The organism is Nonomuraea sp. NPDC001684, from assembly GCF_053596515.1.
This window is the reverse complement of sequence record NZ_JBSFGJ010000232.1, coordinates 1-14,863: the sequence shown is the minus strand read 5'-3', so window position 1 is coordinate 14,863 and position 14,863 is coordinate 1. Positions and strand designations below refer to the sequence as shown.

6 protein-coding genes and 3 pseudogenes are annotated in these 14,863 nt (G+C 69.0%); 4 read left to right on the top strand and 5 right to left on the bottom strand.

Features of this window, described 5'->3' with window-relative positions; genetic code table 11:
* Positions 1–316, top strand: a 316-nt coding sequence (locus ACWCSD_RS31835) for a DMT family transporter (RefSeq protein WP_449920352.1), incomplete at its 5' end; no start/stop codon positions are given.
* Positions 317–440: 124 nt separating this feature from the next.
* On the opposite strand, the gene ACWCSD_RS31830 is transcribed toward ACWCSD_RS31835, so the two are convergent.
* Complete coding sequence (locus ACWCSD_RS31830; RefSeq protein WP_449920349.1) at positions 441–3,500, bottom strand: Tn3 family transposase; 3,060 nt, start codon at positions 3,498–3,500, stop codon at positions 441–443.
* A gap of 138 nt (positions 3,501–3,638) precedes the next feature.
* Here ACWCSD_RS31830 and ACWCSD_RS31825 point away from each other — a divergent pair, with 138 nt between their 5' ends.
* Complete coding sequence (locus tag ACWCSD_RS31825) at positions 3,639–4,247, top strand: DUF6531 domain-containing protein (protein WP_449920355.1); 609 nt, start codon at positions 3,639–3,641, stop codon at positions 4,245–4,247.
* Here ACWCSD_RS31825 and ACWCSD_RS31820 read toward each other — a convergent pair.
* The 4 genes and pseudogenes from ACWCSD_RS31820 to ACWCSD_RS31805 form a co-directional block, all read right to left on the bottom strand.
* Positions 4,203–5,123 (bottom strand): annotated as a pseudogene (locus tag ACWCSD_RS31820) (IS4 family transposase); the annotation flags it as partial. The gene ACWCSD_RS31825 and the pseudogene ACWCSD_RS31820 sit on opposite strands and share 45 nt — an antisense overlap.
* Positions 5,124–5,321: 198 nt before the next feature.
* Positions 5,322–5,561, bottom strand: a pseudogene (locus ACWCSD_RS31815) (transposase); the annotation flags it as partial.
* A gap of 435 nt (positions 5,562–5,996) precedes the next feature.
* A complete protein-coding gene (locus tag ACWCSD_RS31810; protein WP_449920346.1) occupies positions 5,997–7,457 on the bottom strand; it encodes a methyltransferase domain-containing protein in 1,461 nt (486 codons plus the stop codon).
* A 1-nt stretch (position 7,458) separates the two neighbouring features.
* Positions 7,459–8,817: a serine hydroxymethyltransferase gene (locus tag ACWCSD_RS31805; protein ID WP_449920344.1), complete on the bottom strand. Its 1,359-nt coding sequence runs from the start codon at positions 8,815–8,817 to the stop codon at positions 7,459–7,461.
* 301 nt (positions 8,818–9,118) lie between these two features.
* On the opposite strand from ACWCSD_RS31805, the gene ACWCSD_RS31800 reads away from it, so the two are divergent.
* Together ACWCSD_RS31800 and ACWCSD_RS31795 are read left to right on the top strand one after the other, a co-directional pair.
* A complete protein-coding gene (locus ACWCSD_RS31800; RefSeq protein ID WP_397166734.1) occupies positions 9,119–9,256 on the top strand; it encodes an ALQxL family class IV lanthipeptide in 138 nt (45 codons plus the stop codon).
* Between the two features lie 177 nt (positions 9,257–9,433).
* A pseudogene (locus tag ACWCSD_RS31795) lies at positions 9,434–14,863 on the top strand (hypothetical protein); the annotation flags it as partial.

Here is a 14,863-nt window from a genome sequence, read left to right as displayed (position 1 = left end):
GCCCGCGAGGGCTGCGAGCGTCAGGCCGCGTTCGGTCCTCAGTTGCCTCAGTCGGCGGCCGAAGAGTGGTAGCAACAAGGCGTGGTTGCTCGCGGTAGCCGCGGGTTTCGTGGCCGCCTTCGCCTTCCTCACCCTCGCCTTGGACGGGGGCATGGCTCTGGGCGTGGCCTACGGCATATGGGCCGCGGCCGGCGTGGCCCTGACCGCGATCACCTCCCGCCTCCTGTTTCGCGAGCCGCTCACCAAGGTCATGGCCTTGGGGATCGGCCTGATCATCGTCGGCGTCCTGTTCATCGAACTGGGCGCTGCCCACTGACTGGGCCCCGGCAGCAAGGAAGAAACTCCAACCCCTAGACAAGATCGACACCATCAAGGTGCCAAGACCCTGCCACGGCCCGCCCGGCCTCAGGGGTCGGGCAGGCCGGTCACGGGCAGGACGCTCACAGCCCGGCAGACAACGCGCCGATGCTCAGGCGCGCGTTCAGGTTCAGCCGGACCTCGCCGTAGGGGCGCACGTGCTGCCAGAACAGCGGGGTCAGGCCGCGCCGGTCGGCAGGGGTGACCAGGTCCGCCCACTGGGGCTCGGCCAGCACGTCCTGCAGCATGAGGGTGTTGACGTAAACCAGCGCGGCTTGCAGGATGCGCAGGCACAGCGCGGTCATCTCCACCTCCTCGCGCCGGTTGGTGGAGATCTCCCCGCCCCGGCCGTAGCAGATGACGGCGTTGGCGCCGTTCCACGCCTCCACCACGTTCAGGCCCTCCTCGATCTCGCGCTGCAGGTCGCGATCACACAGGTAGCGGGCCACGAAGACAGTGCGCTGGGCACGGCCGATCTCCAGCATCGCCTGGTAGGCCGGGTGCGAGGCCGAGCGAGTGAACCGCGACAAGATCGCCTCGGTGGAGGCGGTGCCGGTCCGGATCGCGGTGGCGTACTTGATCACCTGATCGTAATTCCGGGCGATCAGGTCCCAGCGCACCGGCCGGGTCAGCGCCGGCGCGAGCCGCCCGTAGCGGGCGGCGTCGCCCGGTTCGGCCTGATACAGCCGCACGTGGTTGATCTGCTTGATCCGCGGCAGCAGGTCGACGTTCAGCAGCCGCGTGATGCCGAAGCCGATCTCCGACTGGCCATGGGAGTCGACGTAGTTGCCCTCGACCTTCATCGTGGTGCCGTGCCGGATCGCCCCCTCCACCATCGCGGCCACCTCCGAGGCCGAGGCCTTCAGCGTCTGGGAGTGCACAACCACCGAGCCGCGCTCGACGTGCCAGTACACCAGCACGCCGCGGCCGCCGTAGCGCGAGTGCCATTCGGTGAACAGGTTTTGATCCCAGGCCCGGAAGTGGGTGGAGTCGGAGGCGACCGCCGTGGATCCGGCGCCCCACAGCCCGGCATCGCGCGCGGCGAAGGTGGCGTTGGCGATCTCGACCGCGACCATGCGGGCAACCTCGGCGCTCAGATAGCGGCGCCGCACGTACCGCAGCTCTTCTTCGTTGTGCGGGTGCGCGCCGGAGGTGACCGAACGGATCCCGCAGTTGGTGCCGTAGGCGTAGATGAGCAGCATCAGCCGCTCGGCCAGCACCTGCCCGTCCAGATGGCCGCCACCGGTCAGCGCGGCCACCTTCTCCAGGCAGCCGGTTCGCAAGATCGCCTCCTTCAGCACGTCGATCAGCGGGACGGCGCTCCACCGGCGGGCGACCTCGTTCTTGATCCGGCGCAGGTTGCGCGGCTCGGGCGCGGCCTCGATCGGGGACAGCTTGATCGCGCCGGACTTGCGTTCGGCGATCTGCAGCCACGCCAGGCCGGGCAGGCGCGCATCGAGCTCGGCCAGCGCATCGCGCACCTCCTGGCGCAGCGCGTCGCAGAACGCCTGCGGGTCGCGCGGCTTGCGCAGCTCGGCGTAGTGCTCGGCACGGCGGGCCTCGAAGTCGGCCGGCAGATCCTCATCTGGGTTGCGCCAACGGCCCGCCCCGGCCACCCAGATCTCCTTGCACCGCAGCTGATCGCGCAGCGCCTGGAAGGTGGCCACCTCGTACACCATCCGCGCCACCCGGCTCCGGCCGCGCGTGTCCTGGCGATAGATCAGATCCGACCAGTCGCCCTGGGGGCCGCGATACGCAGGCGGGGCCTCGCCGGCCGGGTAGTAGGTGATGTTGCCCGCCTTGGCGTAGCGCCGCACCAGCTGCAGCGCTTCGATCACCGGCCGGTGCACGCTGTTGGTCGAGGCGAACTCCAGCACCTCGATCAGCTCGATCAGGCCGCGCCGGTAGTGGCCGGTGTAGGAGGCCTTGAGTGTGGTCTGCACCGTGCGCCGGTAGATCGGCCCCTTGGTCTTGAACTCCTTGACCAGCTCGCGCAGCGTCTCCTCGCCGCCGCGCACCGCCGGGAACACCACCTGCCGCACCGTGCCGTCCGGCTCCGCGAGCGCCGCATCGGCGATCGTGAACAGCAGGTTCTCCTTGCCCGAGACCCGCTTGAAGGCGTTGACAAGTTCCTCGGTCACCCTGCGCTCAGCCCGCGCCCCGATCCGATGCACGGTGGCGATCAGCAGGTCGACCAGGTTGTCGGTCATCTCCCGCTCCCGCTCGGCCACCAGCGCCGCCAGCAGCGTCACCGCACCCGCCGGCGAGCTGTCCGCCCGGCGACGCAGATGCGAGGGCGACTCCACCATCGCCCGCGCCTTCCAGCCCGCCAGCACCTTCGGCGCCACGTCGGAGAACAGCCCGCGCGGCAGACCGATCGCCCGGATGGCCTTCAGCTTGCCGATCTCGGTCAGCATCGACTCCAGGCTGACGTTGCCCGGCATCGCCTTGATTAGCGCCAACACCGAATCGGCCTCCTCATCGTCGAGGCCCCGCTCGTCGACGCCCGGCTCCTCAGCGGCTCCCAGCTGATCCTCGGCTCCGAGCTCGTGCTTGGCGCCGCCCGGCCGCGGGGCATCGCCGGTGGCCGCTGCGACCAAAGCCAGCGGGCGGGCCCGAGCGGCCGCGTCGATGCGCGCTGCGATCCGGGCGAACCAGGTGGCCTCCGCCGTGTGCAGCGCCGAACGCACGATCCGCGCCACCCGGGCCGGAGTGGGCGGCTCGATCCGTTCGCGGCGGCACTGCCCGAGCAGCTCATCCCGGACGCGGTCGGGGTTGCGCTCGGCGTGCGCGACGGCGGCCGCGAGCCAGTCGGTCAGCTTGTCGGCGTCGGCGACGCTGCACATCCGGTAGCCCAGGTGGGCGCGGATCTGCGTGCGGTGGTATTCGATGGTGCTGCCGTTCCACTCGTACAAGCCGAGGTCGGCGGCGGGAACTTTCATCTGGCGGGCGACATGCTCGACGGCCTCGTCCGGCAGCTCGGCCCGGCCGCGGGGGAAGCGGCCGTGCTGGGTGTAGAACTTCAGCAAGAGCGCGAACCCCAGCCGTGTCGCACCGCGTTTGCCGGAGATGAGGACCATCTCGTCCTCAAGGACCGTCCAGTGCTCGACCAGGTCGTCAATGCCTAACGCCGCGCGCTCCATGCCAGAAGATCCGTCGGGGCTGGGCGGGCATTACAGCTTCCTCACCGGTCATGATCATCCGCGTTTGGGGCTGGTGACACGTCCGTTAACGGCACCCCTTGCTTCCGTCAGAACGATGACGGATCCTGGAATTTGCCTGTGCTATCAGGGACGCTCCCGTCAGGCGTGAACCGATGGACAGTCCCCACGGATGCTCTCAAGTGGGGCACCACCTATGCCTGGAGGGTGGACGTCACCGACGCGTGGAGCGGCACGGCGTCTTCGGCGTACCGGACGTTCGTCACTGGGGTCCGCCAGCCGACGATCGGCTCACAGCTGGCCAACCGCGACATCGGTGGTCAGGAGTACCAGGCCGTTACGGGAAATTACACCACCACAGTGGTGGACGCCTCCGTGGCGACCGTAGGACCGGCCTTGACGGTTGCGCGCACCTACAACAGCCTGGACGCCCGGCGTGATGGCCTGTTCGGCGCCGGCTGGTCCACCCGGTACGACATGCGCATCCAAATGGAGCCAAGCACGTCCTTGCTGGTGACCTACCCCGATGGCCGCCGACTGAGGTTCGCACCGAAGGGCGACGGCACCTTCCAGGCGCCGCCCGGGATGTATGCCACGTTGGCCGCGGTGTCCGGCGGGGGCTGGAAGCTGATGGACAAGTCGTCGACCGTCTACCACTTCAGTGGGCAAGGGGCGTTGGTGATAGAGGAAGGCCAGTTCGCTGGCTGGAGCCAGGGTGGGATCGAGTAATGAGGTGGCCAGTCGGTAGAGTTCCTGCCCTTCTCCGAGGTGGTATTCGATGACGCGGACGGTGACCTGGGCGGGTATGTCGCGGTTGGCTCGTCGGCGTTGCTTGGCTCGGTTCGAGCCGATGCGCACGGTGGCGAGGTAGCTGCCGTCGGGCAGGTCACCGACGCGATGGCGGGCCACCTTGGGCCGGATGCGCCACAGGAGGTGGGCGCCGGTGCTGGTGAAGGCATGCCATAACTCGACACCCAGCATGTTGCGATCGGCTAGCACGAGGGTGTTCGGACCGGTGGCTGGCACGAGTTGGCTGGCAAGGGTTATCTCGTTGTCGTCACGTTCGCCGACCGCTGCAGCGATGATCGAGTGTGTCCCGATCTCGAATAAGACACCGAGCTCTACCTGCGGATATCCGTATTTCTCCAGGATGTTAGCGCCTTTGCGCAGGAAGGCTGCGGCGTTGGCTGGGGTGTCGGCAACGGCAAGCGCGGTGCCGTCGAATGCAGTGAGTCGAAGTCCTCGCCAGAATGCTGATGGGCATGTATCAAGGCTGGCCATCGGGCCGGTGACCTGGTCAAAGACTTCCTGCAGCACGGCTGGCCCCACGCGTCGCCGGGCACGACACAGCGAGGACTTGTTGGGGACGTGCCAAAGGCCGGTGTCTTCGGCGTCGGCGGGTACCAGCTCGCGCAGTACGTGCTCGTAGCCCAGATGCGGAAACAGGCAGCGTGCCATTTCGAAGTAGACCATCGTCCGGGTCGAGAGCAGGCGACGTCTCTGCTCATACCGCCCGCACTTGGCGATGGCCGCATCTATCAGCTCCGGCGGGCACCATCGCGTGAGAACGCTCAATCCCACCTCTGGACAGCCTTCTTCACCCATAGTGATGGAGCTACTCCATTATGCATGCAAACGCAACGGCATTGCCCCGTCGAGGACAGACGCCATCGGCACTGCCCGCGCAGACTCAAACGCGTCAGCGCCCGCTTCGCCCGCCTCAGACCCGGCTCACGCTCTTCCTCGCCATCGACTCTACTACCGACCGTCACTCTCGCTGGCAAACCGCCATAAGGCAACGGCATTGACGCGCCGGGTCGAGACGCCGAGCAGGTAGCTGGTGGCGACCACGCTGATCAGCGCCTGCTCGGCTCGACGCTCGTTGCTGCGCTCGCCATAACCGGCCCCGCACATGCTGTCGGCCTCGGCTGACATCAACGTCTCGGCCACGGTCTTCACCATGGATCGCAACAAGTCGGGGTCGCCGGTGTCGATCTGCTGCGCCAGCCACTGCCCGGGCGTCACACTGTTGTCCGCGGCCATCACGTGTTCTCCTTCGATCTTGGTTTGCGCCTTCGAAAGATCACGCGATGGCCGTCACCATTTCACGACGACACACCTGTTGACCAGGTCAAACTCGTACACCACTCCCGTGGACGCAACCTCCGTCGCATCTGTGACTCCCAGCAAAGACGCGGAGGCTGCCAGCCTCCGCGGCGTTCCCGATGGACGAGTCTGCAGCGCCTCCTCGTCCGCGCCGTCGTCCGCCGACCCGCGTTCAGGTGGCGGCGCGGCAAGGGACGGGCTCGGCGCGTCGCCATGCTCCACGCAAGCTCCGCGAGTCCCGGCTTGACGATTTCGAGCACATCGTCCGCCTCTACCGGCAACTGCAGCCGGATGACCTGGACGGGCATGGGACGCGGGCTGCTCCAAGGCGATGCTGATGACCGGCTCCCGCAGACCCGCGACCCACGCCTTCTATCGCGCCTGCGGATTCTCCGGCGACGCCATTTCGGTTCGAAGCCGATAGATCTGGGTCTCGACATTCAGGCTGATCTGGCACTGCGTGGCGAAATAGTGTTTCTGCGCCTCGTCGAAGACCTCCTCGCAGCCGGTCTGTGTGCGCACGAACGAGAGCAGGCTCCAGGCGTCCTGTCTCCCGAGCCGGATCTCGTCCTTGCCGAAAACCGGTCGGGCGCCGCCGCCGTCGCGAAGCGTCGTCGAGAAATGCCGGACGAGCTCGAAGCCGAACTCCTGGGCACGCCTCGGCAGGTCGTTCAGGAGCAGCCGGTCGCCGGCATATGTTCGGTTGTAGGTCTGCATCATCCGCCGGACGATCTCCGGACCGGCGAGGGTGGCGTCGTTGACGTCGACGACGTACAGCAGGCCGCCGGGCCGGAGAATCCGTCGTATTTCCAGAAGCGCGAGGTCCGGGCTGCGGAGATGGACGAACACGAAGGTCGCGGTGACCACGTCCTGTGACGAGTCCCGCTCGCCCATGGCGTACGCGCTGCCTTCGCGGAAGTCGAGCTCCGGATATGCCGACCGGGCTCTCGTGAGCAGTTCGGGGGCGGGTTCGATGCCGCGCACCTGATAGCCGGCGAAGGGGGCCTGCTTGGCGATGGCGGCCAGATAGTCTCCCGGCCCGCTCCCGAGGTCCACGAGCGACGCGGGCGCGGACGGGAAGGGCGTCCTGGCCAGGCGCTGTCGTTGCTCGGCGAGCATCACCTGCCCCTGGGAGGCGAGGCGGGGCGTCTCCGTCCTGAGGCGTAGCTGTCTCAGGTAATGGTTCTCCGAGTTCAGGGCGGTCACCGCGAAGAGGTCTTCCCACTTGTTCTCGGCGAGGAAGTGGACCAGCGAGGGCACGGGAATGCCGCCATCGGCCGAGTATTTCCTCGTGAGCTCTCGGTGTTGCAAATAGAATCTTTCGAGTTCTTCCTCGCCCTCCACCTTCATCACCACCACGGTGTCCTCGCCGGAGCCGGCCTGGGCGTGATAGGTGAAATTCCTTCTCGCGTACCGGTCGACGAGGTGCAGGAGCGTGTCGGCGTGGACGTAGACGAAGAATTGGGACGGCGACAGCGATTCGCAGATCTGCCGCACCATGGAGGTTCCGAGCTCCGCGGTGACCAGCCGGCCCCGGTATTCCGGGAGTTCCACCCGCATGCCTATTCCGACCGTCGGCCCGTCCGTGGTGGACAGTTTCAAGGCGGCCAGTTCAGGGGCTCCCGGCTCGTAGACGTACGCGGAAATGGCGGCGACGATCTCCCCGTCGGAAAGGGCGCAGAGGTGCAGGCCGTCCGGATCCCGGTCGCGATGTATTCTCTTCTCCGGCCAGTTCATCTCGTCCATGAACACGCGTCTGCGCAGGTCAAGCATCGCTTCCCCGGCTTCGTCCCAGGTCAGCCACCGTGCTTCCAACTTCCTGCCATCATCCATTTCAGTGGACCTCCTGGTTCGGGCGAACGAATGCGTAGGGGAGCGGAAAGGCGCGGCACAGGTCTCGTACGGAGGCGGTCACCCGCTCGCGCACCGGGTCCGGCAGGGTGAGGCCGCCGTCAGGGGAGAGGGCGACATGGGTGAGCACCGTGTCGATCAGTTCGGCGCAGCGCTCCATCTCCGACGGGCCCATCCCGCGGAGCGAAACGCTGTTGCTGCCCAGACGGACCCCGCTCGTCGTCGTGGCCCCGCGGGTGTCGCCCGGGATCTTGTTCTTGTTGACCAGAACGTCGCAGAACTCCAGGGCCCGCTCGGCGGCGGCGCCGGTGAGGCCGTCCGGGACGCGGAACAGCACGATGTGGTTGTCGGTCCCGCCGCCCACCACCTCGTAACCGCGTCCGGCCAGCGCCCGGGCGAGCGCGTCGGCGTTGGCGCGGATCCGCAGGGCCAGTTCGCGGAACGCCGGGTCCAGCAGCCGACCGAGCGCACGGGCCTTCGCGGCGATGGTGTGCACCTCGGGAGAGCCCTGCATCAGCGGGAACACCGCGCTCTGGACGCGCCGGGACAGGGTCTGCACGCCGTCGTCGCTGAGCACGTCCGCGTCGCGGCCCATCATGATCAGCCCGCCTCGCGGACCGTACAACTGTTTGAACGTGCACGTCGTCGTGAAGTGCGCGGCGTCGATGGGGGTCGGGTGCAGGCCGGCGGCCACCAGTCCGGCGATGTGGGTGACGTCGGCCAGCACGTAGGCGCCCACGTCATCAGCGATGGCGCGGATGCGGTCGAAGTCGATCAAACGGGTGTAGGAGGTGGTGCCGCAGACGATCAGCCGGGGCCGGTGCGCGCGGGCGAGCTCGCCGAGCTGCCGGTAGTCGATCACGCCCTTGTCGTCGACCCCGTACGTGTGCGCCTTGAAGAGTTTGCCGCTCAGGTTGACCGCCGCCCCGTGGGTGAGGTGGCCGCCCTGGTCCAGGGACATGCCGAGGATGGTCTCGCCCGGCTGGAGCAGCGACTGCATCACGCTGTGGTTGGCGAAGCTGGCGCAATGAGACTGGACGTTGACGTACCGAGCACCGAAGACCTGTTTGGCCCGCTCGATCGCCAGCTCCTCGACCTGGTCGACGTGACGACACCCCGCGTGGTAGCGCTTGCCCGGGTATCCCTCGGCGGTGACGTTCACGATGCTGGACCCCGTCACGGCCAGCACGCTGGCGTCGGTGCCCCCGCTGGACGCGACCAGGGACAGCGACTGCGATTGGCGGCGATGCTCGCCTTCGAGCAGGTCGAACAGCACGGGATCGTCACGGCGTAACGTGTCGACGCCCTCGCTCAGACAGCGGCCGAGTGCGCTCTCCTTCATTACGTGCCTCCCTGTGCTTCTGGTCACCAGGTGCGGTCGATCTCGGGCATGGCGATGTGGAAGCCCGGTGGCGACGCGGCGCACCTGCTGTCGGCGGTGGAGGGTCGCTGCCGCGCCGCCCCGGACCGCCAGGGGCGAAGGTAGCGGGGGCGACTTGTGGCCGGCTTGTGATCGGGGACCCATCGGCGTCCACGAAGCCGCGCACTCACCAGCGGGCCGTCGCCGACCTTTAGGTCCTCATCGTCGAGGGGCGTCCGTGACCACATGTGAGCCACAAGGTCGGTGCTGAACAGTCGTCCGCATGGAACTCGACATCTCCGCCTTGGACATGCTTCCCGCCCAGGAGGAAGCCCAGCTCTCCGGTTGCATGATGAGCTGTGGATTCACCGGCTGCGGAAGGACCGTAGTGGAAGCACTGATGGTGTTCGACGTGCTCTGACGGCCGCGGCGTCCGTTCACCCGCCCGCGCGTCGACGTCGGCGCGCGGGCCTGACCCGATTCCCGGTTCTACGCGGCGCGCGATGCCCTTGCGGGCACGGCGTCCGGGCTTCCAACGGTTCACAAGTCCGATCACTACAAAGATTCCCGACGTGTCGCCTCGTGTGCCGGGGGTCTGATGGTGAAGCAGCGATTCCTCAATGTCCTGTGCGCGCTGGGGGTGCTGTCGGGATCGATCTCGGCCATGCCGCCTCCTGCCGCCGCGGCCGTGCAGTCGGATGCGGAGACCGCTGCGCTCCTGGCCGCGGTCGAGCGCGTCGCCGCCGTCGGCGGCGATCTGGCCGCGGTCGGGCCGATGGGCGAGCAACTGCCGCTCGTCGGCCTGGTGCCCGGCGGCGAGGACGCCCTGGGCCTGGGCGACCTGTTCCAGGTGGCCGTCCACGACAAGCTCAAGAACCTGACGGCCCTGGACGACCTCCAGGACGAGTACGAGCTGTCCGGCCCCCGCGCCGGCAAGCTGCTGGCCAAGGCGAGCACCCAGGGCGGGATCAGGCGGCTCGACCTGACCCTCGACGTCACCAGGACGGTCGCCGGCCGCCCGATCTCCATCGCCAGCGCCCAGCCGAAGGTCTCGCTGACCACCTCGGGCGGCGTGGACGTCACGCTGAAGCTCACCGCGAAACTGCCCTTCGCCTACGACCCCGCCACGAAGTCCGCCTGGCTGGGCAAGGACGCCACGGTCACCGTGCGGGCCGACGGCAAGCTCGCCGCCGGGGCCAGGCCGACCGCCGCCTTCGGCATCCTCGGCGTCGACCTGTCGGCGGCCTCGGCGCTCTCCTTCACCACCGAGTTCACCGCCACCGCCGCCGACCCGGACGGCGACGGCAGGCTGGACCTACGGGAGCTGGGCTCGGAAGGAGCCGCGGCGGGGCTGTTCACCTTCTCCAGGAAGGGGTCGGCGACGGCCACGCTGGGGATCACCGCGCAGCCGTTCGCGGGCGCGCAGGTGGCGGGCGCCACCGCCACCGTCGGCGTGAGCTGGCCGGACCTCGCGGCCGGCGGCCCGGCCGTGAGCGTGACCCAGGCGGACCTGGACCGGCTCGGCCGGTTCCAGACGCTCACCCCGAAGGACCTGCTCGACGGGCTGACCCACCTGGCCAACGCGATCACCGCCGTCCAGCGGGCCCGCTGGGGTGATCAGGGCGACGTGGACCTGCCGTTCATGCGCGGCTCCCTGGCCGACGCCGTACGGATCTCCGAGGCCATCGACAAGTTCGCCGCCGACAGCCTCGACGGCAACACCGGACAGCCGACCTTCACCTCGATCCAGGACCTGTTCGCCGCGCTGGGCAAGGCCCGCGGTCTGCCCGGAGGCGCGATCATCAAGGTCGCCGACGCCGGCTACGACGACGCCGCCAAGAAGATCGCCTTCACCCTCGTCATCGACCGCTCGGCCAACCCCGCGCCCGAGCCGCTCAACCCGTCCGGACTGACCGGCGGCGGCTCGGGCACCGGGGTGACCTACACCGCCACCACCCTCCGGCACGCCGGTCAGCGGTGGACGCCCGGCCAGTTCACGGGCCGCCTGATCAGCGCCGGGACGTCCACCGGCATGATCGCGGGCAACACCGCCGACAGCCTCACGCTGGCCGGGGACGGTTGGCGGGGGAGCGTGCCGGCCGCCGGGACCGCGTACCGGATCTCCGGCGCCGATCCCATGATCGGTCAGGTCTCCTTCGGCGACGTGTTCAAGGCCCGCGCCGGGCTGGCCCAGGCCAACGCCACCACCGCGGTGGCCGGGGTGATGCGCGGCTACCACGCCACCGCCACGGTCGTGCTAGACCTCGCCGACCCGGCCACGGGAGAGCAGTGCGCGGCCAGGCCGGACGGCCAGGGCAAGGCGTGCCCGTACAGGCACGTCAACCCGGACGGCGGCTCGACCGTGGTGACCGAGCTGCCCAGGCCGGCCGACCGGATCATGCTGCGCACCGGCGGGGAGCTGTTCGACGCGCAGGTGTCGGTCCTCACCGCGGTGAACGTCAACGCCGTCGTCGGCTACCTGGGCCTTCAGGTCACCGGCGACCTGTCCATGTCCGGGCCCACCGGCCGCGCCGGAGTGAAGATCACGCTCAAGGACGTCGGGGACGTGCCGCTGACCCGGCTGTTCGAGCGGCTGGCGAGCAAGCCGGGCGACGTCCTGACCTCCCAGGTGGACGCGGCGGCCAAGGCGCGGCTCACCCTGGGCGTGCCGGGGATGGCGGACTTCTTCGGCGGCCGGGTGACCGGCGAGGTGGAAATGCCCGACCTCCGCCGGCCCGACACGCTGGTGTTCCGCGGGTTCGACCAGCTCGGCAAGGTCAAGGACTTCGCCTTCGACCCCGACAACCCGCGGGCGCTGTTCGGCACGCTGATCAAGTCGCTGGGCGCGGTGGCCACGTACCTCGACAGCGTCAAGGGCAGCGGCCCGGTCGGCAAGGTCATGACCGCCAAGCTGCCGCTGCTCGGGCGTTCGCTGTCCGACCTGGCCGCGGCCGAGGAGATGGGCTCGGGCCCCGGCGTCGTCTACGGCGACGGCGCCTGCGGCAACGAGAACGCCTACGTCACCGACCCTTCGCGCACGTTCACGCAGGCGCACGTCGGCCGTCGGGTGACGGTCGGCACCCGCGTGCTGACCGTCGCGACCGCGTGCGGCGAGCACACGCTGTCCTTCACTGAGAAGTTCGGCCAGGCCGTTCCCGAGGCGGGCGCCGCCTACGCGCTGCGCTCGCGGTTGAGGGACGCGATCGACCGGCTGACCGCCGCCCCGCCCGACACCGCTCAGGCGCTGGTGGCCGAGCTGAACAGGGCGCTGGGCGGCCCGGTCCGCATCGGTTATGAGGACGGCATGCTGCGGCTGTCGTTCGCGTACGACAAGAAGGCGGCGCTGAAGGAGCCGCTGCGTTTCTCCTTCGGCGAGCGCAGCCTGGTCGCCGCGTCCGGGTCGGGCACCCTGGACGCCGAGATCGGCGGCCAGGTGCGCCTCGGCCTGCGCGTGGCGCTCAGGCGCGACTTCGACCTGGCCCGCGACCTGCTCGTGGAGACCGACTCCGGCCTCGACCTGGACGCCGCGGCGCGGCTCGACGGCACGGTCAAGGCCGCCATCGGGCCGCTGCCGCTGGCCGTCGGCAAGGAAGGCGTGGATCCGCTGCAGGTCAGGCTCGGTTACGGCGTCAGCCTGCGTTACGGCGGCGAGTCGCAGGAGGCGGTCACTCCCGCCGCGTTCTTCTCCGGGCTGGACCTGGCCCTGAACGAGACGAGCGAGCCGGTCGCCTGCGATCGCGACCCGCACCGCGACGACACCGACCTGGCGCTGTGCGCCGTCCTGCCCGCCTACCTCAACGGCGCCCCGCTGACCGCGGACGGCAAGCACGCGCTCGTGCTGCGGCTGCCCAGGTCCGCGCCGCTGGCCGAGATGTTCGACCTGACCAGGAAGCTGCCCGGCGACATCGACCGGCTGGAGCTGCCCTCCTTCGACTTCTCGACCCTGCCTCCCGGCCTGGAGCTGGACTGGACCAACCTGGGCGACGGCATCTACCGTTACCTCACCGCCCTGGAGACCGGCATGCGCATGGCCGCGGACGGCGGCAAGCTGCCGATGGTCGGTGCCGACCTCCAGCAGGGGGCCGACTTCGTCGGCGCCAAGCGCGTGGAGATCAAGGCCGCGATCGACCGGCTCCCGAACGGCGGCCGGGTGCCCACCGGCAAGGACCTGCGCGAGTGGTACAACGCGGAGCTGGCTCCCAAGGTCGGGCCCGGGGTGCAGCCCGTGATCACCTGTGTGGCGGCGCCGGACCCCGCCGATCCCACCGCCTGCGACGCGGCCAAGGCCAACGAGCTGACCGGCATCAGGTTCACGGTCGGCCTCGGCCAGGGCGTCGTGGATCCGCAGAAGGGCTGCGTCGAGGGCTGTGCGGGCCTGGAACGACGGCTGGACCTGGGCATTCCCGGCCTGGCGTTGCGACAGGGGCCGGGTAGGGGCGTACGGGCCGAGATCGGCTGGCACGCGGAGGTGACGGTGGGCCTGGACCGGACCACCGGCTTCTACCTGGACGCCACCGAGGCGAGGCGGCCGCGGGCCACCGTCGGCGTGAACGTCTCGCTGCCCGAGGAGATCAACGCCAAGCTGGCCGTGCTCGACATCTCCGTGAAGAACCGTTCGGCGCAGTCTCCTGACCTGTTCGCGGGCACCTTCACCATCGGGCTCAAGCCCGTCGGCCGGATCGGCCTGGACCAGCTCGCCGACGCCGGCGACCTCGTGGAGACCTCCCTGCACGCCAAGGTCGCGGTGGACTGGCGTTTCAAGGTGACGGCCGGCTCGGCCATGTTCCCCGGCCTGTTCGGCGACTTCGACCTGGACTGGGACCTCACCAAGGGCGGCTCCCCCGACCCGGCCAACCTGAACATCGCCTTCAACAACGTGAACCTGGAGGCCGGCGACTTCTTCCGCAGCGTCCTCGGCCCGGTGGTGACCCAGGTCAAGAAGATCACAGACCCGGTCAGACCGGTGATCGACCAGCTCTACGCCCCCATCCCCGTGCTGTCCGACATGAGCCGGGCGGCGGGCGGCGAGGACGTGAGCCTGATGACGATCGCCAAGGCGTACAACACCATCGGCGGCGACAGCACGACGAAGTTCATCGAGCGGATGATCGGGATACTCAAGGTGGTCTCGGCGCTGCCCGACTGCCAGGGCGAACTGCACATCCCCATCGGCAGCTTCACGGTCGCCGGTGACCGGGCGCTCACCACCGAGAACTCGCCCGACGTGGCGGACGCGCTGATCAAGGGCGTGGACCCGGCGACCGGCGACCTGTTCGCGGCGCTCGACCAGGGCGCCAGAACGTGCGACAAGGGCAAGAAGGGCACGACGTCCGCCAAGGCGGACGAGCAGGGGCCGATGGAGCACAGCGAGGACGCCGGCTTCAGCTTCCCCGTCCTGAAGAACGCCGGACGGTCGATCTTCAGCCTGCTCATGGGCAAGGACGTCGAGCTGGTCGAGTACGACTCCGGGCCGCTGCGCCTCGGCTTCTCCTACAGCCAGTCCTTCGGTCCCGTCTACGCTCCGCCGCCCATCATGGTGGTCATCTCCGGCACCGCCGGGGTCGAGGCGCGGATCAAGGCGGGCTTCGACACGTACGGCATCCGCAAGGCCGTCGAACAGGGCAAGGTCGACCTGCGGATCCTCGACAGCCTGTACCTGAAGACGACCGACGACCAGGGCAGGCCCCTGCCCGTGATCACCCTGTACGGCCGGCTCGAAGCCGGCGCGGCGGTCGACCTGCTGCTGGCCAGGGCCGGGGTGAGCGGAGGGATCTTCCTCACCGTCGCGATGAGCTGGCTCGATCCCACCAACGACGGCAAGTTCAGGTTCTTCGAGTTCGCCAACACCTTGTTGCGCAACCCGGTGTGCCTGTTCGCAGTCGACGGCACGCTCAAGGTCTACCTCAAGGCCTGGGTCGAGCTGGGGCTGTCGGTCTTCAAGAAACGTTTCGACTGGACGATCGTCGAGGCCACCTTGCTCGACTTCTCGATCAGGCCCAGGTGTGAGGAAGACGGATGCCGAGCGCCT